Genomic DNA, 18,504 nt, shown 5'->3' on the forward strand with positions numbered 1-18,504 from the left:
GCTTCATTTGGGCGATATCCTATCACTCCTTATTACGCCACCCGCATTCTCAGCAATCTTATTCGCTATATCGTGATCGCTATCGCCTATTTTCAGTGGCTTATTTATAAAAGGTATAATATTTACAAAAACATTTACTCAGACAATAAAAAAGGCCACCTTGCGGTGGCCAACCATGTCGATATTTTTATTTACTTAATAATAGATTTCAGCGCTTCACCAATGTCTGCCAGGCTACGCACGGTTTTCACCCCTGCGGCTTCCAGCGCGGCAAACTTCTCGTCTGCAGTGCCTTTACCACCGGCAATGATCGCCCCTGCGTGACCCATACGCTTGCCTTTTGGCGCGGTTACGCCGGCAATGTAGCCGACAACCGGCTTGGTCACATGATCTTTGATATAGGCAGCCGCTTCCTCTTCCGCGCTACCACCGATCTCACCGATCATTACGATCGCTTCGGTCTGCGGGTCGGATTCGAACAGCTTCAGGATATCGATAAAGTTAGAGCCTGGGATTGGGTCACCGCCGATACCCACGCAGGTGGACTGGCCAAAGCCGTAGTCGGTAGTCTGCTTAACCGCTTCATAGGTCAGCGTACCGGAGCGGGAGACGATGCCCACTTTCCCCGGCTGGTGAATATGACCCGGCATGATACCGATTTTGCACTCGCCAGGGGTGATCACACCCGGGCAGTTTGGACCAATCATCCGCACGCCAGCTTCATCCAGCTTCACTTTCACCGTCAGCATATCCAGAGTCGGAATACCTTCGGTAATGGTGATGATCAGCTTAATGCCTGCATCGATCGCTTCCAGAATGGAGTCTTTACAGAAAGGTGCCGGAACGTAGATCACGGTGGCGGTTGCGCCAGTCGCTTCAACGGCTTCACGCACGGTGTTGAATACCGGCAGGCCGAGGTGCGTGGTGCCGCCCTTGCCTGGGGTCACGCCGCCAACCATCTGGGTACCATAGGCGATAGCCTGTTCTGAGTGGAAGGTCCCCTGGCTACCGGTGAAGCCCTGGCAGATTACCTTTGTATTTTTGTCGATCAGAATGGACATTATTTCCCCTCCACTGCGGCAACAACCTGCTGTGCTGCGTCCGTCAGACTTTTCGCTGCGATAATGTTCAGGCCGCTGTCAGCCAGTTTTTGTGCGCCCAGTTCGGCATTGTTCCCTTCCAGACGAACTACAACCGGAACGTTAACACCTACTTCTTCCACCGCACCAATGATGCCGTCGGCAATCAGGTCGCAGCGCACGATACCGCCGAAAATGTTAACCAGTACGGCTTTCACTTTATCGTCGGAGAGAATGATTTTGAACGCTTCGGTTACGCGCTCTTTGGTTGCGCCGCCGCCCACGTCAAGGAAGTTAGCCGGTTCGCCGCCGTGCAGCTTAACGATGTCCATGGTGCCCATTGCCAGGCCCGCACCGTTAACCATGCAGCCGATGTTGCCGTCGAGGGCAACGTAGTTCAGCTCCCACTGTGCCGCCTGTGATTCACGGGCGTCTTCCTGAGAGTGGTCGCGCATCTGGCGCAGATCCGGCTGGCGGAACAGCGCGTTGCCGTCAGCGCCCAGCTTGCCGTCGAGGCAAATCAGATCGCCCTGCTTGGTGATCACCAGCGGGTTGATCTCGATCAGCGCCAGGTCGCGCTCAAGGAAGATGGTCGCCAAGCCCATAAAGATTTTGGTGAACTGCTGAACCTGCTTACCTTCCAGGCCCAGTTTAAATGCCAGCTCGCGTCCCTGGTACGGCATTGGGCCGGCCAGCGGATCGAGAGCCACTTTGTGGATCAGGTGCGGGGTCTCTTCCGCTACTTTTTCAATTTCCACGCCGCCTTCGGTAGAGGCCATGAACACCACGCGACGGGAGCTGCGGTCGACTACCGCGCCCAGGTAGAGCTCTTTATCGATATCGGTCGCGGCTTCTACCAGGATCTGGTTAACCGGCTGGCCGTTGGCATCCGTTTGGTAGGTCACTAGACGCTTGCCCAGCCAGTGCTCAGCAAACGCGCGGATCTCTTCTTTGCTGTTAACGACTTTAACGCCGCCCGCTTTACCGCGGCCACCGGCGTGTACCTGGCACTTGACTACCCACGGGCCGCTGCCGATTTTAGAAGCGGCTTCTTCTGCTTCGCGTGGCGTATTGCAGGCATAGCCTACCGGCGCGGGTAAACCGTAGCGGGCAAAAAGCTGTTTTGCCTGGTATTCATGTAAGTTCATCTGTTCCGTCCATTTTTCAGGTAATCGTCAGGTCATGCATTTATAGGCCCGGCGACCAACGCGCCGCCGGGCAAGAGTCCGATAACTACACGTCCAGCAGCAGACGGGTCGGATCTTCCAGCAGCTCTTTGATGGCGACCAGGAAGCCTACCGATTCACGGCCATCAATCAGACGGTGATCGTAAGAGAGCGCCAGGTACATCATCGGCAGAATTTCTACTTTGCCATCGACCGCCATCGGGCGATCTTTGATCGCGTGCATACCGAGAATAGCGCTCTGCGGCGGGTTGATGATCGGCGTGGACATCAGCGAACCGAAGACGCCGCCGTTGGTGATGGTGAAGTTACCACCGGTCAGATCTTCAACGGTCAGCTTGCCGTCACGGCCTTTCACCGCCAGCTCTTTGATTCGCTTCTCGATGTCGGCCATACCCAGCGTATCCACGTCACGCAGCACCGGGGTCACCAGGCCACGCGGCGTAGAGACCGCCATGCTGACGTCGAAATAGTTGTGGTAAACCACATCGTCGCCATCAATAGAGGCGTTAACTTCCGGGTAGCGTTTCAGCGCTTCAACCACGGCTTTCACATAGAAAGACATAAAGCCCAGACGGATACCGTGACGCTTCTCGAAGGCGTCGCCGTACTGCTTGCGCAGATCCATGATGGGCTTCATGTTCACTTCGTTGAAGGTGGTCAGCATCGCGGTGGAGTTTTTTGCCTCCAGCAGACGCTCGGCCACGCGCTTGCGCAGACGGGTCATCGGCACACGTTTCTCTGAACGGTTGCCCGCTACAGGCGTAACGGCAGGCGCGGCAGCGGCAGCAGCCGGAGCTTTCGCCTCTGTTGCCGTTGAAGACTTCGCCAGGTGCTTCTCTACGTCTTCACGCGTCAGACGGCCGCCGACGCCGGTGCCTTTAATCGCGTTGGCATCGAGGGTGTGCTCTGCCAGCAGACGACGGATCGCCGGGCTTAACGCCTCGTTGTTCTGCTCTTCAAGAGATGCCTGCTGACGCTGAGCCGGCGTCGACTCTTTGCTTTCAGATTTCGCGCTGCTCTCTTTACCGTTGCTGTTGCCTTCACGCAGGCGGCCAAGGATCTGGCGTGAGGTCACCGTGGTGCCCTCATCTTCCAGCACGGCATCCAGGATGCCGTCCGCTGACGCCGGTACTTCCAGTACCACTTTATCAGTTTCGATCTCTACCAGTACTTCATCACGTTGGACGCTATCGCCCGGTTTTTTATGCCAGGTGGCCACGGTCGCATCGGCTACGGACTCAGGCAGGTCGGGAACAAGAATATCTACGCTACTCATTATTTATCCTTTAATTAATCGACGTTCAGCGCGTCGTTAACCAGATCTTGCTGCTGCTTCTGGTGAACGGACATATAGCCCACCGCCGGAGAGGCAGAGGCCGGGCGACCTGCGTAACGCAGAGCGGACCCAAACGGAATCACTTCACGGAAATGATGCTGGCTACAGTACCATGCGCCCTGGTTCAGCGGCTCTTCCTGGCACCAGACAAAATCATGTACGTGGGCATAAGGTTTTAACGCTTCCTGCACCGACTGGTGCGGGAACGGATACAGCTGTTCAATACGCACGATGGCGACGTCTTTCTGGTCGTTCTTACGGCGCTGCTCAAGCAGATCGTAATAAACCTTACCAGAACAGAGGACAACGCGCTTAACCCCTTGCGGATCAAGATCGTCGATCTCACCGATGGCTGGCATAAAGGTGCCGTTTGCCAGCTCGTCGAGGGTCGATACCGCCAGCGGGTGACGCAGCAGGGACTTCGGCGACATCACCACCAGCGGGCGACGCATACCGCGCAGCGCCTGACGGCGGATCATGTGGTAAACCTGCGCCGGGGTAGACGGCACGCAGACCTGCATGTTCTGCTCGGCGCAGAGTTGCAGGTAGCGCTCCAGACGGGCGGAGGAGTGCTCTGGACCCTGACCTTCGTAGCCGTGCGGCAGCAGCATCACCAGACCGCACATACGGCCCCACTTCTGCTCGCCGGAGGAGATGAACTGGTCGATCACCACCTGCGCACCGTTGGCGAAGTCACCAAACTGCGCTTCCCAGATGGTCAGGGTGCGCGGCTCGGCGGTGGCATAGCCATACTCGAAAGCCAGCACTGCCTCTTCAGAGAGCACGGAGTCCCAGACGCGGAAGGTACCCTGTGAATTGTGGACGTGGTGCAGCGGCGTATAGGTGGAGCCGTTAGCCTGGTTATGGATCACCGCGTGACGGTGGAAGAAGGTGCCACGGCCGCTGTCTTCCCCGGACAGACGCACCGCAATCCCTTCGTCTACCAGCGTAGCGTAGGCCAGGTTTTCCGCGCCGCCCCAGTCAAAGAGCTTCTCGCCTGCGGCCATTGCCTGACGGTCACCGTAGATTTTCGCGACGCGGGACTGCATTTCGATAGCGTCTGGTACGGTACTGATACGCTTCGCCAGCTCCTGAACGCGCTTCATCTCTACTTTGTTCGGGTAGCTCTCGTCCCACTCGTGGTTCAGGTACGGCGACCAGGTAAAGGAGTGCATGTTCATTGGACGCCACTCTTTTACCACGCACTCACCGGCGTCGAGCATATCGCGGTAGACGTTGACCATCTCGGTGGCATCTTCCAGCGTTGCGACCTTCTCCTGCTCCAGACGGTCGGCGTAGATTTTACGCGGCGTCGGGTGCTTCTTGATCTTCTGGTACATCAGCGGCTGGGTTGCGCTCGGCTCGTCGGCTTCGTTGTGGCCGTGACGGCGGTAGCACACCAGGTCAATAAAGACGTCGCGTTTAAAGGTGTTACGAAAATCCAGTGCGAGGCGGGTCACGAATGCTACCGCTTCCGGATCGTCAGCGTTAACGTGGAAAATCGGCGCCTGGACCATTTTACCGATATCGGTACAGTACGGCGTGGAGCGCGCATCGAGCGGATTGGAGGTGGTGAAGCCCACCTGGTTGTTGATAACGATGCGCACCGTGCCGCCCACTTCGTAGCCGCGGGCTTTGGACATGTTCAGCGTTTCCTGCACCACGCCCTGGCCGGTTACCGCCGCGTCACCGTGAATGGTGATCGGCAGGACTTTGTTGCTGCTCGGCTCGTCGAGGCGATCGAGACGCGCACGCACGGAGCCCATCACTACCGGGCTGACAATCTCCAGGTGCGACGGGTTAAACGCCAGCGCCAGGTGAACCAAACCGCCCTCGGTTTCGATATCGGACGAGAAGCCCATGTGGTACTTCACGTCGCCGGTGCCAAGGTGCTCTTTATGCTTGCCCGCAAACTCGTCGAACAGATCCTGGGTCTTCTTACCCAGCACGTTGATCAGCACGTTGAGACGACCACGGTGCGCCATACCCAGCACCACTTCACGCGTGCCGCTCTTGCCGGCGTGGCGGATCATCTCTTTCAGCATCGGGACCAGCGCGTCGCCGCCCTCCAGCGAGAAGCGTTTCGCCCCAGGGAACTTGGCTCCCAGATAGCGCTCCATCCCCTCCGCCGCCGTCAGCTCGCTGAGGAAGCGTTTTTTCTCTTCAGGCGAGAAGGCCGCGCGGCCCGCCACGGACTCAATCCGCTGCTGGATCCAGCGCTTCTCTTCGGTGCTGGTGATATGCATATACTCAGCGCCGATAGAGCCGCAGTAGGTCTGCTTCAGCGCCGCGATCAGCTCACCCAACGGCATGGTGTCTTTGCCAAAAGCAAAGGAGCCGATGTTAAAGCTCTCTTGCAGATCCGCTTCGGTGAGATCGTGATAAGCCGGGTCGAGATCGGCAACGCGATCCTGTTTCCACAGCCCCAGCGGATCGAGGTTCGCCTGCTGGTGACCGCGGAAGCGGTAGGCGTTGATGAGCTGCAGGACTTTTACCTGCTTAATGTTGGTGTCAGGGTCGGAGAGCGAGGAGGTGTAACGTGAGGCATCCTTCGCCAGACGACGAAAATAATCACGTGTTTTGGAATGAAATTGATCCGGTTTAACGCCGGTGCCAGGCAGCTCCTGGAACATGGAACGCCAGTTTGCGTCTACCGAATCAGGATCGGTTAAGAAGTCTTCATAGAGCTGTTCTATCCAGCTCTGGTTAGACCCAGAGAGGTAAGAAGAGTCCAGCCAGGCTTTCATTGCGCCGTTCTGCATCGTGATCCCTTAAGCATTTGTATGCTTACTTCGCCGTGGATAACTACAACGTACACCGTATAGCGCACGTACCGGGGTTCACAAGCGAGCTCTCTGGCCCGCGAAGGAACCTTTAAAAACTGTCTGTCAGGCAGTTTTTAAAGATCTCCTGCAAGTAACTTGCCTGCTGGTGCAACACCAACAGGCAAGACGACTTACTTACGCACTGCGCTGTAAAAGCATCGACTTAATATGGCCGATGGCGCGCGTTGGGTTCAGCCCCTTCGGACACACGCTGACGCAGTTCATGATGCTATGACAGCGGAATACGCTGAAAGCATCGCTCAGCCCGTCGAGACGGCTCTCGGTTTCGGTATCACGGCTGTCGATCAGGAAGCGATACGCTGCCAGCAGACCGGCTGGGCCGATAAACTTGTCCGGGTTCCACCAGAATGACGGACAGGAGGTGGAACAGCAGGCGCAAAGAATGCACTCATAGAGCCCATCGAGCTTTTCACGCTGCTCGGGAGCCTGTAAGTGCTCGCGAGCGGGTGGATTTTGCCCATTATTCAACAAGTAAGGCTTAATCTTCTCATATTGTGCATAGAATTGCCCCATGTCTACCACCAGATCGCGTACAACCGGCAAGCCAGGCAGAGGACGGATGACAATTTTCTTCGTGCCGTTGCCCAACGCCGAGATCGGCGTGATGCAGGCCAGGCCGTTTTTGCCGTTCATGTTCAGGCCGTCGGAGCCGCAGACCCCTTCACGGCAGGAGCGACGGAACGCCAGGGTCGGATCCTTCTCTTTCAGCTGGATCAACGCATCCAGCAGCATCATATCCCGACCCTCTTCCCCTTCCAGGGTGTAGTCCTGCATACGCGGAGCGTCGTCGACATCCGGGTTATAACGATAGATTGAAAATTCGATTTTCATTTTCCGGTCTCCGCTTAGTAAGTACGAATCTTCGGCGGGAACGCCGGACGCAGTTTTGGCTCCATGTTCACGCTGCGACGCGTCATGGATTCCGTTTCAGGCAGATACAGAGAGTGGCAGAGCCAGTTTTCGTCGTCGCGCTCCGGGAAGTCGAAGCGGCTATGCGCCCCACGGCTCTCGGTACGGAAGTTCGCCGACACCGCCGTCGCAAAGGCGGTCTCCATCAGGTTATCCAGCTCCAGGCACTCGACGCGCTGGGTGTTGAACTCGCTCGAGGTATCATCCAGGCGGGCGTTTTTCAGGCGCTCGCGGATGGCCTTCAGCTGCTCCAGACCCTTCGCCATCGCGTCGCCTTCGCGGAATACCGAGAAGTTGTGCTGCATGCACTCCTGCAATGCTTTGCGGATCGCCACCGGATCTTCACCATCGCGGTTGTTGTTCCAGCGGTTCAGGCGCGCCAGCGAGGCATCAATTTCGTCGTCGGTGGCATCACGCAGCGCGCCCTGCTCGGCGATGGACTCCTGCAGATGCAGACCTACCGCACGACCGAAGACCACCAGGTCGAGCAGCGAGTTACCGCCGAGGCGGTTGGCACCGTGTACCGATACGCAGGCGATCTCGCCTACCGCAAACAGGCCCGGGATCACTACGTCTTCGCCCTGGGCGTTGACGGTCAGCGCCTGGCCGGTCACTTTGGTTGGAATACCGCCCATCATATAGTGGCAGGTCGGGATGACCGGGATCGGCTCTTTCACCGGATCGACGTGGGCAAAGGTACGGGAGAGCTCAAGGATGCCCGGCAGACGGGATTCAAGAACCTCTTTACCGAGGTGGTCAAGCTTCAGCTTGGCATGCGGGCCCCACGGACCGTCGCAGCCGCGGCCTTCGCGGATTTCGATCATGATAGAGCGCGCTACTACATCACGGCCCGCCAGGTCTTTGGCGTTCGGTGCATAACGCTCCATAAAGCGTTCGCCGTGTTTGTTCAGCAGGTAGCCGCCTTCACCGCGGCAACCTTCGGTGACCAGAACGCCCGCACCGGCGATACCGGTTGGGTGGAACTGCCACATCTCCATATCCTGCACCGGCACGCCCGCGCGCAGCGCCATACCGACACCGTCACCGGTGTTGATGTGGGCGTTGGTGGTGGACTGGTAGATACGGCCCGCGCCGCCGGTGGCCAGCACCGTGGCACGCGCTTTGAAGTAGACCACTTCTCCGGTTTCGATGCACAGGGCGGTACAGCCCACTACTGCGCCATCGGCGTTTTTCACCAGATCCAGCGCATACCACTCAGAGAAAATGGTGGTCTTGTTTTTCAGGTTCTGCTGGTACAGGGTGTGCAGCAGAGCGTGACCGGTACGGTCCGCCGCCGCCGCGGTGCGTGCCGCCTGCTCGCCGCCGAAATCTTTCGACTGGCCGCCAAACGGACGCTGATAAATGGTGCCATTCTCCAGACGGGAGAACGGCAGGCCCATATGATCCAGCTCCAGAATCGCTTCCGGGCCGGTTTTACACATATACTCAATGGCGTCCTGGTCACCGATATAGTCGGAACCTTTCACCGTGTCATACATGTGCCATTCCCAGTTATCTTCATGGGTATTGCCCAGCGCTACGGTGATACCGCCCTGCGCAGAGACCGTATGGGAACGGGTTGGGAAAACTTTAGAGAGCAGCGCACAGCTCTGGCCGCTTTGGGAAATTTGCAGCGCCGCGCGCATACCTGCGCCACCGGCACCAATTACAACCGCATCAAATTCTCTGACTGGCAGTTTCATTACACACCCCACACCACAACGAATCCATAAATAACGTATACCAGCAGCGCAACCACGGTGAGCAGCTGTAACCCAAGGCGCAGCGCCGTGGATTTAACGTAGTCAGTAAACACCTGCCACATGCCAATCCAGGTGTGGATCAACGTGGAAACGAGCGCCAGCAGGGTAAAGACTTTGGTAAAGGCGGAGGAGAAAAAGCCCGTCCAGGCTTCATAGGTAACATCGCCAGTGATAGCGAAAAACCCGACCATATAGATAATGTACAGCGTCAGAACGATTGCGGTAGCGCGGACCAGAATGAAGTCATGTACGCCGTTGCGTCCTAATGCGGAGGCGTTGCTTACCATACGAGGACTCCTGCGAGAATTGAAAGCACGACAGTGATAGCAATAGCAATATAGGCAGAACGTTGACCTGCGGCGAAGGTCTCTTCCAGATAGCCGACATCCATCAGCATGTGGCGAATACCGCCCACGGCGTGATAGGCCAGCGCGGTAAGAATGCCCCACATGATGAACTTAACGAAGAAGCTATCCATGATGGCAGAGGCGTGCTGGAAGCCCTCTTCTGAGGAGAGCGACAGGCCCAGCAGCCACAGCAAAATGCCGATCGCCACGAAGGTGATGACGCCGGACACGCGGTGGAGGATGGACGCTATAGCCGTAACAGGGAACCGGATCGTCGTGAGATCCAGATTGACAGGTCTTTGTTTCTTAGCATTTTTTATCATGAATAACGCCCACATGCTGTTCTTATAGTTTCCTTCCTCCGGTCTGCAGGCGGGTCAGACAGCGTCCATTTGTATAACTGCTCGTCATGCAAAATTTCATGCTTTCGTAGGCTAAACGACGCATTACAACGCTGGTGGCTCGGGACGGCAGGGTATTCCGGAGACCTGGCGGCAGTATAGGATGTTCACAAAATCATTACAATTAACCCACATACACTTTGTCGGGTTTTATGCTGAACAGTGAGCTCCATCACGATACCAACATATTTTTAATTTTTAACCATGAGATTTGACAAAACTTAAACATTATTGTTACAAACGTCAGCGGAAAAGTCATATAATTCGTAAAAGTTATGGGGTCTCTCTTTCACCTGAGAATTAGTTATGTAACAGTGAGAAGGATTGACCGACGTTATCAGGACAGTTATTAGTGATATACAGGTTTGACAAATTCGGACTGTAAAAAAGCTGATTTGCTGATTTTTCACGGTATTTTAATGTTTGCCTGCTAGCGCTCATCGCTCTGTACCCTGCTTACTCCGCTCAACAGAGACACGCGCCAAATAACAAACTGGTAACATTGATTTTCTGTATGAATGCAAATCCGGCTTCTTCCCAACAGTCTTAAGCATAAGGCGCTAAGGAGACCGTAAATGGCTGATAAGAAAGCTACCCTCACCTACAATGGTGGCGATGCTATTGAACTGGATGTGCTACAGGGCACGCTCGGTCAGGACGTTATTGATGTCCGTACGCTTGGCTCAAAAGGGGTATTCACTTTTGACCCAGGTTTCACCTCTACCGCATCCTGCGAATCCAAAATCACCTTTATCGACGGTGACGAAGGCATTCTGCTCCATCGCGGTTTCCCGATTGACCAGCTGGCTACCGACTCAAACTACCTGGAAGTGTGCTACATCCTGTTGAAGGGTGAGAAGCCGACCCAGGCCGAGTTTGATGAGTTCAAAACCATCGTCACGCGTCACACCATGATCCACGAGCAGATCACCCGTCTGTTCCACGGCTTCCGTCGCGACTCCCACCCGATGGCGGTGCTGTGCGGCGTGACCGGCGCGCTGGCGGCGTTTTACCACGACTCGCTGGACGTGAACAATCCACGCCACCGCGAAATTGCCGCGTTCCGCCTGCTGTCCAAAATGCCCACCGTAGCAGCAATGTGTTACAAGTATTCAATCGGACAGCCTTTTGTTTATCCGCGCAACGACCTCTCCTACGCGGGCAACTTCCTGAACATGATGTTCTCTACCCCGTGCGAGAAGTATGAGGTTAACCCGGTGCTGGAACGCGCTATGGACCGCATCCTGATCCTGCATGCCGATCACGAGCAGAACGCCTCTACCTCTACGGTACGTACCGCTGGCTCGTCGGGTGCTAACCCGTTTGCCTGTATCGCGGCCGGTATTGCCTCCCTGTGGGGACCGGCGCACGGCGGCGCGAACGAAGCAGCGCTGAAGATGCTGGAAGAGATCAGCACCGTTGAGCACATTCCGGAATTCGTGCGTCGCGCCAAAGATAAAAATGACTCTTTCCGCCTGATGGGCTTTGGTCATCGTGTTTATAAAAACTATGACCCACGCGCCACCGTGATGCGTGAAACCTGTCATGAAGTGCTGAAAGAGCTGGGCACCAAAGACGATCTGCTGCAGGTAGCGATGGAGCTTGAGCACATTGCGCTCAACGACCCGTACTTCATCGAGAAGAAACTCTATCCGAACGTCGACTTCTACTCCGGTATCATCCTGAAAGCGATGGGTATTCCATCATCGATGTTTACCGTTATCTTCGCGATGGCGCGTACCGTCGGCTGGATCGCCCACTGGAACGAAATGCACGACGACGGCATCAAAATCGCCCGTCCGCGCCAGCTCTACACCGGCTACGAACAGCGCGATTTCAAATCCGATCTGCAGAACCATTAATCTGCTCTTCTGCTCTGCCCGGCGGCGCTATGCTTGCCGGGCTTTTTATTTTTGGCACCCCGGGCACCAATAAAACGGCCGCGATGACAGGGTCGTCTTCTCGATCGTTCCCCCACAGCGACTGCACGCCTTTCCTGCCCGATGAAACACGTTAAAGCGAAACAGCGCCCCATGATGGCGTTTCTCATTGACCTTGCCGCGCGTGCGGTAGGAGAGACGCGGCACGTCTAATAGCGCGCTGGCTAATACATCCAGCTGCGTCTCGCTGAGGTCAGCGGCGCGATGCCCAGGCGCAAGCTCGGTTGCCCAAAGAATTTCGACTCGCAGATAGTTACCCAGCCCGGCTAAAAAAGCCTGATCCAGCAGCAGACCCGAAAACTGACGGCGGCGAAAACGGGGTGAGATAAGCCGCTCGCGAACCGTCCCGGCATCCAGGTCGGGATCGAGCACGTCCGGCCCCACGCGCTGTAAAAACGGGTGGGCAGCAAGCTGCTCTGGGGTCAGCATCTCAATATCTGAGGCGCTGTAGAGCAGGATGGCTTTATCGGCGGCGGCCAGCTTGACCCGCAGGATGCGCGTCGTTTGCGGCTCTTCACCGGCCTTCACGACCCGCCAGACGCCGTAGAGCTGATTATGGCTATAGAGGGTCATGCCGCCGGAGAAGTGAGTCAGCAGCGCTTTACCGCGCGTTTCGATACGCTCTACGTGCTGCCCGGCAAGCTCCGCCTCCCAGGGCTTCAGGTGTTCATAGGCAAACCAGGCTTCGGTCAGCGGTTTGCCCTGAATGGCTTTCTCAAGGCTGTCCGCCGCCCGGCGGATCTCGGGGCCTTCCGGCATAGCTTCTCCTTACGCAATTAACTGGCGGTAACGGCAATATTGCTGGCGGCAAAAGCCTCGCGCAGCCGCTGGGCGAAGGCCAGCGCATGCTCGCCGTCGCCGTGCAGGCATACCGTCTGGGCATTCACCCTCGCCCACTGCCCCTGAATGCTTTTTACCCGCCCACCCTGTACCATCTCTAACGTCTGGGTTAGCGCCTGCGCTTCGTCGGTAATTAACGCTTCTGGCTGGGAGCGCGGCACCAGCGAGCCGTCGCTCATATATCCCCGGTCAGCAAAGACCTCTTCCCGGGTTGGCAAACCCGCGCGCTCCCCGGCGCGGATCAGCTCGCTGCCCGCCAGCCCGACCAGAATCAACGCGGGATCGCAGGCGTGCACCGCCCGGGCAATCGCATCAGCGAGCGCCGGATCCTTCGCCGCCTGGTTGTAGAGCATGCCGTGTGGCTTAACATGCCGCATCATCCCGCCTTCAGCGCGCACGATTGCTGCCAGCGCGCCTACCTGATAGAGCGTTTGGGCATAGACGGTCTCTGGCGGCAGGTCCATCGCCGTACGGCCAAAGTTCTGCCGATCGGGAAAGCTGGGATGTGCGCCCACCGCCACGCCGTTTTTTAGCGCCTCGCGCACGCAGGCCAGCATGGTTTGCGCATCGCCTGCGTGAAAACCACAGGCGATGTTGGCCGAGGAGACCAGCTGTAGCAGGGCGCTGTCGCTGGCGCTTCCCTCGCCGAGATCGGCGTTAAGATCAACCTTGAGCACGCAACCCCCGCGCTAGCTGGTCCAGAAACAGCCGCTGCTCGCGGCGGGCCCGGAGCGCATCTTCCAGGGTGCAAGGGACAAGATGGATAGGATCGCCAAGACGAATCTGTCCCAGATGATACATATCCGCCTCGATAATGCAGGCGATGCGCGGATAGCCGCCGGTGGTCTGGGCGTCATTCATCAGCACGATAGGCTGGCCGTTATGCGGCACCTGTATCACGCCGGGAACCAGACCGTGGGAGAGCAGCTCCCGCTCTTCACGCCGCTTGAGCTGCGGCCCCTGAAGACGGTAGCCCATCCGGTTACTCTGCGGGCTAAGCTGCCACGGCAGCCGCCACAGTGCCTCCTGCGAGGCGGTATCAAACGTCTGGTACTCTGGCCCTGGCAGGGCGCGAATGCGGTTGCCCCACAGAAGCTGTTTCACCCCCTGCGGGCCGGTAAAACGGCGCTCGCAGGCGCGGATCGGCAGCTTATCGCCATCCTGCAACAGTCGCCCCGCAAAGCCGCCGATGCCGACCTTCAGGTCGGTGCTGTAAGATCCCATCACCTCGGGTACGTCAAAACCGCCTGCTACCGCCAGGTAGCTGCGCATTCCATGCCGGGGACGCTTGAGCACCAGCCGCTGTCCGGCACGGGCCTGATGCCGCCATCCGGTCCACACCGCCTTGCCATCCAGCGTCGCATCGCAGCCTGCGCCGGTGAGGGCAAACCAGCTGTCATGGGCAAACTCAAATTCGCACTGGCCGAGCGCCATCTCCAGCGCCGCATCGTCAGGCGCATTGCCGACCAGCGCATTGGCTATCTCCAGCGCCGGCGCATCCAGCGCGCCGCAGTAGCTAATGCCGGACTGGCGCAGCCCCTTGCGTTTGCCGCCCTGTACCGAGGTGTACATCCCGGCGCGAATAACCGTCAGCATACGCCCTCCTTCTGTGGGACAAAGCGCACCCGATCGCCGGGGCGCAAAAGCACAGGATCGCTGTTATCAGGATTGAACAGCGCCAGCGACGTATGGCCGATAAGCTGCCAGCCTCCCGGCGTCGCCAGCGGGTAGATCCCGGTCTGCTCTCCGCCAATACCTACCGATCCGGCGGGTACGGAGAGACGTGGCTCCGCCCGGCGCGGGGTATGCAGCCTTTCCGGCAGCCCGCCCAGATAGGGAAAGCCCGGCTGGAAGCCGAGGAACCAGACTACATAATCAACGGAGGCATGCAGCTCAACCACCTGCTTTTCGCTGAGGTTACTGTGCTCTGCTACCACGGCCAGATCTGGCCCCGCCGCGCCGCCGTAGACCACCGGGATCTCAATAAAGCGCGACTCTGGCTCCAGGGCCTCGCTCTCCTCCCACCAGCGCTGTAGCCGCTCAATGGCGTCCAGCGCCCTCTCCTGCGGATCCGCCAGCACAACGGTTACGTTGTTCATGCCGGGGATCACATCGACAACATTGGGCAATTCAACCACCCGCTGAGCCAGTCGCCAGATGCGCTTCTGGCTGGCCAGGGTTACCGGAGGCTCAAGCTCCAGCACCACAGCGGTCTCACCTAACAGATAACAACGTGCTCGCTGCACTTCGTCCCCCTTGCCTCATGCTGGATTGGGAATATCGATAAATGTGACGTCTAAATCTGTATTTTCGGTCAGCCACTCGCTGAGGGCGCGGATACCACCGCGCTCGGTGGCGTGATGCCCCGCGGCATAGAAGTGCAGCCCCTGCTCCCGGGCGCTATGGATGGTCTGCTCGGAGACCTCGCCGGTGATAAAAGCATCCACGCCGAAACGCGCGGCGCTGTCGATAAAGCCCTGACCGCCACCGGTGCACCACGCCACGCGGCGGACTTCCGCCGGACCGGTATCGCCGCTCCACAGCGGCCGACGGCCAAGGCGGGCCTCGATCCACGACGCCAGCTCCAGGCCAGGGACCGGCATCGCCAACTCGCCCCAGGGAACCAGCGGCTCAATTTCGCCTTTCACGGTGATGCCTAACAGCGCTGCCAGCTGAACGTTATTACCCAGCTCAGGATGGGCGTCCAGCGGCAGATGCCAGCCGTAGAGGTTGATATCGTTGGCGAGCAGAGCCTTAAGGCGGTTGCGCTTCATACCGCGAATAACCGGAGACTCGCCTTTCCAGAAATAGCCGTGATGGACGATGATGGCGTCAGCCTGCTGGCGAATTGCCTCATCAATCAGCGCCTGGCTGGCGGTCACGCCGGTAATAATTTTTCGTACGTCCTCACGCCCCTCGACCTGCAGGCCATTAGGTGCATAGTCACTGAAGGTCGCGCTGTTAAGCTTGTCATTAATCAGGCGTTCCAGTTCGATGTTGTTCATCATCCCTCTCTACGATTTTCTTGCGGCTTCATACGCGGCCAGCGTGGCCGTGCGGGCCTGTTTATGATCGACCACCGGGCGGGGATAGTCCAGCGTCACGCCCCGCTTATCCGCCCATCCCCAGGGATCGTGCAGCGACGCCGCTGGTACCGCTGCAAGCTCGGGCAGCCACTGACGGATGAATTCGCCATGCTTATCAAATTTTTCGCCCTGGGTGGTGGGGTTAAAGATGCGAAAATAGGGCGCGGCATCGGTACCCGTTGACGCCGCCCACTGCCAGCCACCGTTGTTGGCGGCCAGATCGCCATCGATAAGCTGAGAGATAAAATAGCGCTCTCCGATGCGCCAGTCGATCAGTAAGTCTTTCACCAGGAAGCTGGCGCTAATCATTCGCAGACGGTTATGCATCCAGCCGGTATTATTCATCTGCCGCATCGCCGCATCAACAATAGGGTAGCCGGTGCGCCCCGTCTGCCAGGCCTGCAGATGCGCCGGGTCACGTTGCCACTGGACGCGTTCGGTCCAGGGGATAAAGGGACGATGCTTACAGAGATCGGGATACCAGGTCATCAGATGGCGATAGAAGTCGCGCCAGATAAGCTCATTCAGCCAGACCGCGCCTGCACCGCCGTTCAGGGCCTCGGGCTGCTCCGCCAGCAGCCGGTGCAGGCACTGGCGCGGAGAGAGCACCCCCAGCGCCAGGCAGGCCGAAAGCCGACTGGTCGCATCAAGCGCAGGAAAATCGCGCCGAGTTTCATACTCACCAACTTCGTTGCGGCAAAACTCACGCAGCCGTTCAACCGCCGCCTGCTCCGTTGCCGGAAAGAGGCCAGGATCGAACTCCTGCTGCGGATAGTTGAGCGTCAGCGGCTCCAGCGTGTCGCTTAGCGCCCCGCCCTCACGCACGGCGGGCGCAGGCACGCACTCGGGCAGATCCTCCCTGAGCCGACGTAGAAAAGCGTTTTTATACGGGGTAAAGACTCTATACATCTGCCGATCGCCGGTCATCACGCTGCCGGGGGCAAGCATGACGCTGTCATCCAGCCCCTGGCAAGTGACCTCCGGTAAGGCCTGCTCAACGGCAGCATCGCGCTGACGTTCGTTGATCTCGTACTGATAGTTGTAAAAAAGGTGCGTAACACGGTGCTCTTCACAAACTCTCTTTACCGCCGCTACGCTGGCGTCAAAATCATCCACCTCAACGAACAGCAGCGGGATCCCCTTTTCCGCCAGCCCTTGCTGAAGACTACGCAGGTGGGACTGCATAAACGCCGCCTGCCGCGCCGCCATATCGTGCTTTTCCCACTGTTTCGGCGTAGAGATAAAGAGCGCCAGCACCTTTGCGTGGCGATTGCGGCAGGCGGCAGCGAGGGCAAGGTTATCCTTCACGCGAAGATCCGCGCGAAACCAGACCAGATGGGTGGTCATACAGCTCCTGAATTAGTGTCCGTAACGAAGGCGCAGCGTCTCGGGCCACGGGTCAAAGTAGCGCTGCCCGGCGAGATAGGCATCGGGGAATTCAGCCATGTAGTGCTTGAGCAACGTCACCGGGGCAAGCAGCGGCTGAGTCCCCTGCCGATAGCGCTCAATAAGCGACGACAGCTCCTCGCGCTGACGGGTATTAAGCTGCTTACGGAAGTAGCCCTGAACATGCATCAGCACGTTGGTATGGTTGCGTCGGGTGGCCTGATGAGAGAGCAGATCCATCAGCCGCTGGCGATACTCAACAAACCACTCGTCGAGAGATCCCCACTCGTGAATGGCTGCCACGAATCGCCCCAGCTCGCGGTACTTGGGCTGAGAGTGGGCCAGCAGCAGCAGTTTGTAGCGGCTGTGGTAGGCGATCAACTCCCCGCGCGTCAGCCCACGCTCGCGCACGCCGTTAAGCTCGTGCAGAGCGTAGATACGCTCGACAAAGTTTTCGCGGATCAACGGATCGTGCAGACGACCATCCTCTTCCACGGGCAGCCAGGGATAGGTTTGCATTAATATTTCGGTATAGATCCCGCGCCCGGCCTTGCGGTTGTTTTTGCCGTCGGCATCGTACACGCGCACCCGCTCCATGCCGCAGCTGGGTGATTTGGCGCAGACGATATAGCCGCAGAGATGTTCAAACTGGCTGATACGCTTGTGCGCATAGCTCTGCATTGGCTGAGTGAGATCGCCCTCGCGTCCGTCGCTAAAGCGCAGTGCTGAATCTCCTTCAGCGGTTTTAACCAGCCGCAGCGCCGGACGGGGAACCGGCAGGCCAATGGCCATCTCCGGGCAGACCGGCTCAAAACGTACCAACGGCGACAGCTCCTCAACGGCAAAGGCCAGTCGCTTGTGCCCGCCGTCAAAACGCACGGTTTCCCCTAACAGACAGGCACTGATGCCAACAGGGATTTTTTCACTCATAGCGGCTCCTTATAGACTCTCCGTAAGTGTAGCATCGTTGTCGTTTCTGGAAACGCGCGAAACGCCTTATAGCGCTACGCTTATCAGGCCTACAGGCCTTAAGGTTTTTCACATTCCACGCATAAAAAAACCGCCCCGAAGGGCGGTTTGCTTAGCTGCTGTGTGGGCTTTGCCCTTTTAATAGAAATCGCAGGCGACTTTTTCGGCCTGATCCATCCATACCGGCTTATCACTGGTTTTTGCCCAGACGCGGTGCAGATAGCTGTAGAAACGGGCGCGATCTTTCCAGAACAGCATAAACGGCAGCGCCGCTACGCCTGCCACCACGGCAAAAACGCGCCGGGCAACGATCACATGCACTGGATAATCATGATATAGAGACATACGTTTTTCCCCCTTTTTACCCCGCTATCCTTCACGAGGCTGGCGTGTCGGTAATGCTCACCGAAATAAT

Annotated in this window: 17 protein-coding genes; 1 reads left to right on the forward strand and 16 read right to left on the reverse strand. The window is 57.9% G+C overall.

Annotation, left to right across the window (positions count from 1 at the left end; genetic code table 11):
* Positions 1-191 precede the first annotated feature (191 nt).
* The 8 genes from sucD to sdhC form a co-directional block, all read right to left on the reverse strand.
* A complete protein-coding gene (sucD, locus tag RTX96_RS11025) occupies positions 192-1,061 on the reverse strand; it encodes a succinate--CoA ligase subunit alpha (protein ID WP_042392146.1) in 870 nt (289 codons plus the stop codon).
* Complete coding sequence (gene sucC / locus RTX96_RS11030; protein WP_103819820.1) at positions 1,061-2,227, reverse strand: ADP-forming succinate--CoA ligase subunit beta; 1,167 nt, start codon at positions 2,225-2,227, stop codon at positions 1,061-1,063. The genes sucD and sucC overlap by 1 nt, the downstream gene beginning before the upstream one ends.
* Before the next feature lie 85 nt (positions 2,228-2,312).
* Entirely contained in the window at positions 2,313-3,542 is a 1,230-nt protein-coding gene (gene odhB, locus RTX96_RS11035) for a 2-oxoglutarate dehydrogenase complex dihydrolipoyllysine-residue succinyltransferase (RefSeq protein ID WP_103819821.1), read from the reverse strand.
* 14 nt (positions 3,543-3,556) lie between these two features.
* Entirely contained in the window at positions 3,557-6,364 is a 2,808-nt protein-coding gene (gene sucA / locus RTX96_RS11040; RefSeq protein WP_103819822.1) for a 2-oxoglutarate dehydrogenase E1 component, read from the reverse strand.
* Between the two features lie 198 nt (positions 6,365-6,562).
* Positions 6,563-7,279 (reverse strand): succinate dehydrogenase iron-sulfur subunit SdhB, encoded by a 717-nt coding sequence (gene sdhB, locus RTX96_RS11045; RefSeq protein ID WP_103819823.1) that lies wholly within the window; start codon positions 7,277-7,279, stop codon positions 6,563-6,565.
* A 14-nt stretch (positions 7,280-7,293) separates the two neighbouring features.
* Positions 7,294-9,060, reverse strand: a complete 1,767-nt coding sequence (gene sdhA, locus RTX96_RS11050; protein WP_103819824.1) for a succinate dehydrogenase flavoprotein subunit — start codon at positions 9,058-9,060, stop codon at positions 7,294-7,296.
* A complete protein-coding gene (gene sdhD, locus RTX96_RS11055) occupies positions 9,060-9,407 on the reverse strand; it encodes a succinate dehydrogenase membrane anchor subunit (protein ID WP_042392134.1) in 348 nt (115 codons plus the stop codon). Before sdhD ends, sdhA begins: the two co-directional genes overlap by 1 nt.
* A complete protein-coding gene (gene sdhC / locus RTX96_RS11060; protein WP_103819825.1) occupies positions 9,401-9,805 on the reverse strand; it encodes a succinate dehydrogenase cytochrome b556 subunit in 405 nt (134 codons plus the stop codon). The genes sdhD and sdhC overlap by 7 nt, the downstream gene beginning before the upstream one ends.
* A gap of 638 nt (positions 9,806-10,443) precedes the next feature.
* On the opposite strand from sdhC, the gene RTX96_RS11065 reads away from it, so the two are divergent.
* The gene (locus tag RTX96_RS11065; protein ID WP_103819826.1) at positions 10,444-11,730 is read left to right on the forward strand and encodes a citrate synthase; all 1,287 of its coding nucleotides are present in this window, start codon (positions 10,444-10,446) and stop codon (positions 11,728-11,730) included.
* Positions 11,731-11,775: 45 nt separating this feature from the next.
* Here the strand turns inward: RTX96_RS11065 and nei are convergent, their stop codons facing one another.
* From nei to RTX96_RS11105, 8 genes are all read right to left on the reverse strand, one after another.
* A complete protein-coding gene (nei, locus tag RTX96_RS11070) occupies positions 11,776-12,567 on the reverse strand; it encodes an endonuclease VIII (RefSeq protein ID WP_312670976.1) in 792 nt (263 codons plus the stop codon).
* Between the two features lie 17 nt (positions 12,568-12,584).
* Positions 12,585-13,325, reverse strand: coding sequence for a 5-oxoprolinase subunit PxpA (gene pxpA, locus RTX96_RS11075; RefSeq protein WP_312670977.1), 741 nt, complete (start codon positions 13,323-13,325; stop codon positions 12,585-12,587).
* A complete protein-coding gene (gene pxpC / locus RTX96_RS11080) occupies positions 13,312-14,244 on the reverse strand; it encodes a 5-oxoprolinase subunit PxpC (protein WP_312670978.1) in 933 nt (310 codons plus the stop codon). The genes pxpA and pxpC overlap by 14 nt, the downstream gene beginning before the upstream one ends.
* On the reverse strand, positions 14,238-14,894 hold the full coding sequence (pxpB, locus tag RTX96_RS11085; protein ID WP_103819830.1) for a 5-oxoprolinase subunit PxpB: 657 nt from the start codon (positions 14,892-14,894) through the stop codon (positions 14,238-14,240). The genes pxpC and pxpB overlap by 7 nt, the downstream gene beginning before the upstream one ends.
* A 15-nt stretch (positions 14,895-14,909) precedes the next feature.
* Positions 14,910-15,653, reverse strand: a complete 744-nt coding sequence (locus RTX96_RS11090) for a type 2 GTP cyclohydrolase I (RefSeq protein ID WP_312670979.1) — start codon at positions 15,651-15,653, stop codon at positions 14,910-14,912.
* Between the two features lie 9 nt (positions 15,654-15,662).
* Entirely contained in the window at positions 15,663-17,081 is a 1,419-nt protein-coding gene (gene phrB, locus RTX96_RS11095) for a deoxyribodipyrimidine photo-lyase (RefSeq protein ID WP_312670980.1), read from the reverse strand.
* Between the two features lie 12 nt (positions 17,082-17,093).
* Positions 17,094-18,050, reverse strand: a complete 957-nt coding sequence (locus RTX96_RS11100) for a YbgA family protein (protein WP_103819832.1) — start codon at positions 18,048-18,050, stop codon at positions 17,094-17,096.
* 177 nt (positions 18,051-18,227) lie between these two features.
* Positions 18,228-18,434 carry a DUF2517 family protein gene (locus RTX96_RS11105; protein WP_042392118.1) on the reverse strand — a complete coding sequence of 69 codons (207 nt, stop codon included), beginning with the start codon at positions 18,432-18,434 and terminating at the stop codon, positions 18,228-18,230.
* Between the last annotated feature and the right edge of the window lie 70 nt (positions 18,435-18,504).

Origin of the sequence: Pseudescherichia sp., from assembly GCF_032052675.1 — a bacterium.
Classification (GTDB): Bacteria; Pseudomonadota; Gammaproteobacteria; order Enterobacterales; family Enterobacteriaceae; genus Pseudescherichia.

What these genes read in the sequence shown, in the direction of transcription:
- sucD (WP_042392146.1), bottom strand. Translation starts at nt 1,061, where the DNA reads ATGTCCATTCTGATCGACAAAAATACAAAGGTAATCTGCCAGGGCTTC.
- sucC (WP_103819820.1), bottom strand. Translation starts at nt 2,227, where the DNA reads ATGAACTTACATGAATACCAGGCAAAACAGCTTTTTGCCCGCTACGGT.
- odhB (WP_103819821.1), bottom strand. Translation starts at nt 3,542, where the DNA reads ATGAGTAGCGTAGATATTCTTGTTCCCGACCTGCCTGAGTCCGTAGCC.
- sucA (WP_103819822.1), bottom strand. Translation starts at nt 6,364, where the DNA reads ATGCAGAACGGCGCAATGAAAGCCTGGCTGGACTCTTCTTACCTCTCT.
- sdhB (WP_103819823.1), bottom strand. Translation starts at nt 7,279, where the DNA reads ATGAAAATCGAATTTTCAATCTATCGTTATAACCCGGATGTCGACGAC.
- sdhA (WP_103819824.1), bottom strand. Translation starts at nt 9,060, where the DNA reads ATGAAACTGCCAGTCAGAGAATTTGATGCGGTTGTAATTGGTGCCGGT.
- sdhD (WP_042392134.1), bottom strand. Translation starts at nt 9,407, where the DNA reads ATGGTAAGCAACGCCTCCGCATTAGGACGCAACGGCGTACATGACTTC.
- sdhC (WP_103819825.1), bottom strand. Translation starts at nt 9,805, where the DNA reads ATGTGGGCGTTATTCATGATAAAAAATGCTAAGAAACAAAGACCTGTC.
- RTX96_RS11065 (WP_103819826.1), top strand. Translation starts at nt 10,444, where the DNA reads ATGGCTGATAAGAAAGCTACCCTCACCTACAATGGTGGCGATGCTATT.
- nei (WP_312670976.1), bottom strand. Translation starts at nt 12,567, where the DNA reads ATGCCGGAAGGCCCCGAGATCCGCCGGGCGGCGGACAGCCTTGAGAAA.
- pxpC (WP_312670978.1), bottom strand. Translation starts at nt 14,244, where the DNA reads ATGCTGACGGTTATTCGCGCCGGGATGTACACCTCGGTACAGGGCGGC.
- RTX96_RS11090 (WP_312670979.1), bottom strand. Translation starts at nt 15,653, where the DNA reads ATGAACAACATCGAACTGGAACGCCTGATTAATGACAAGCTTAACAGC.
- phrB (WP_312670980.1), bottom strand. Translation starts at nt 17,081, where the DNA reads ATGACCACCCATCTGGTCTGGTTTCGCGCGGATCTTCGCGTGAAGGAT.
- RTX96_RS11100 (WP_103819832.1), bottom strand. Translation starts at nt 18,050, where the DNA reads ATGAGTGAAAAAATCCCTGTTGGCATCAGTGCCTGTCTGTTAGGGGAA.
- RTX96_RS11105 (WP_042392118.1), bottom strand. Translation starts at nt 18,434, where the DNA reads ATGTCTCTATATCATGATTATCCAGTGCATGTGATCGTTGCCCGGCGC.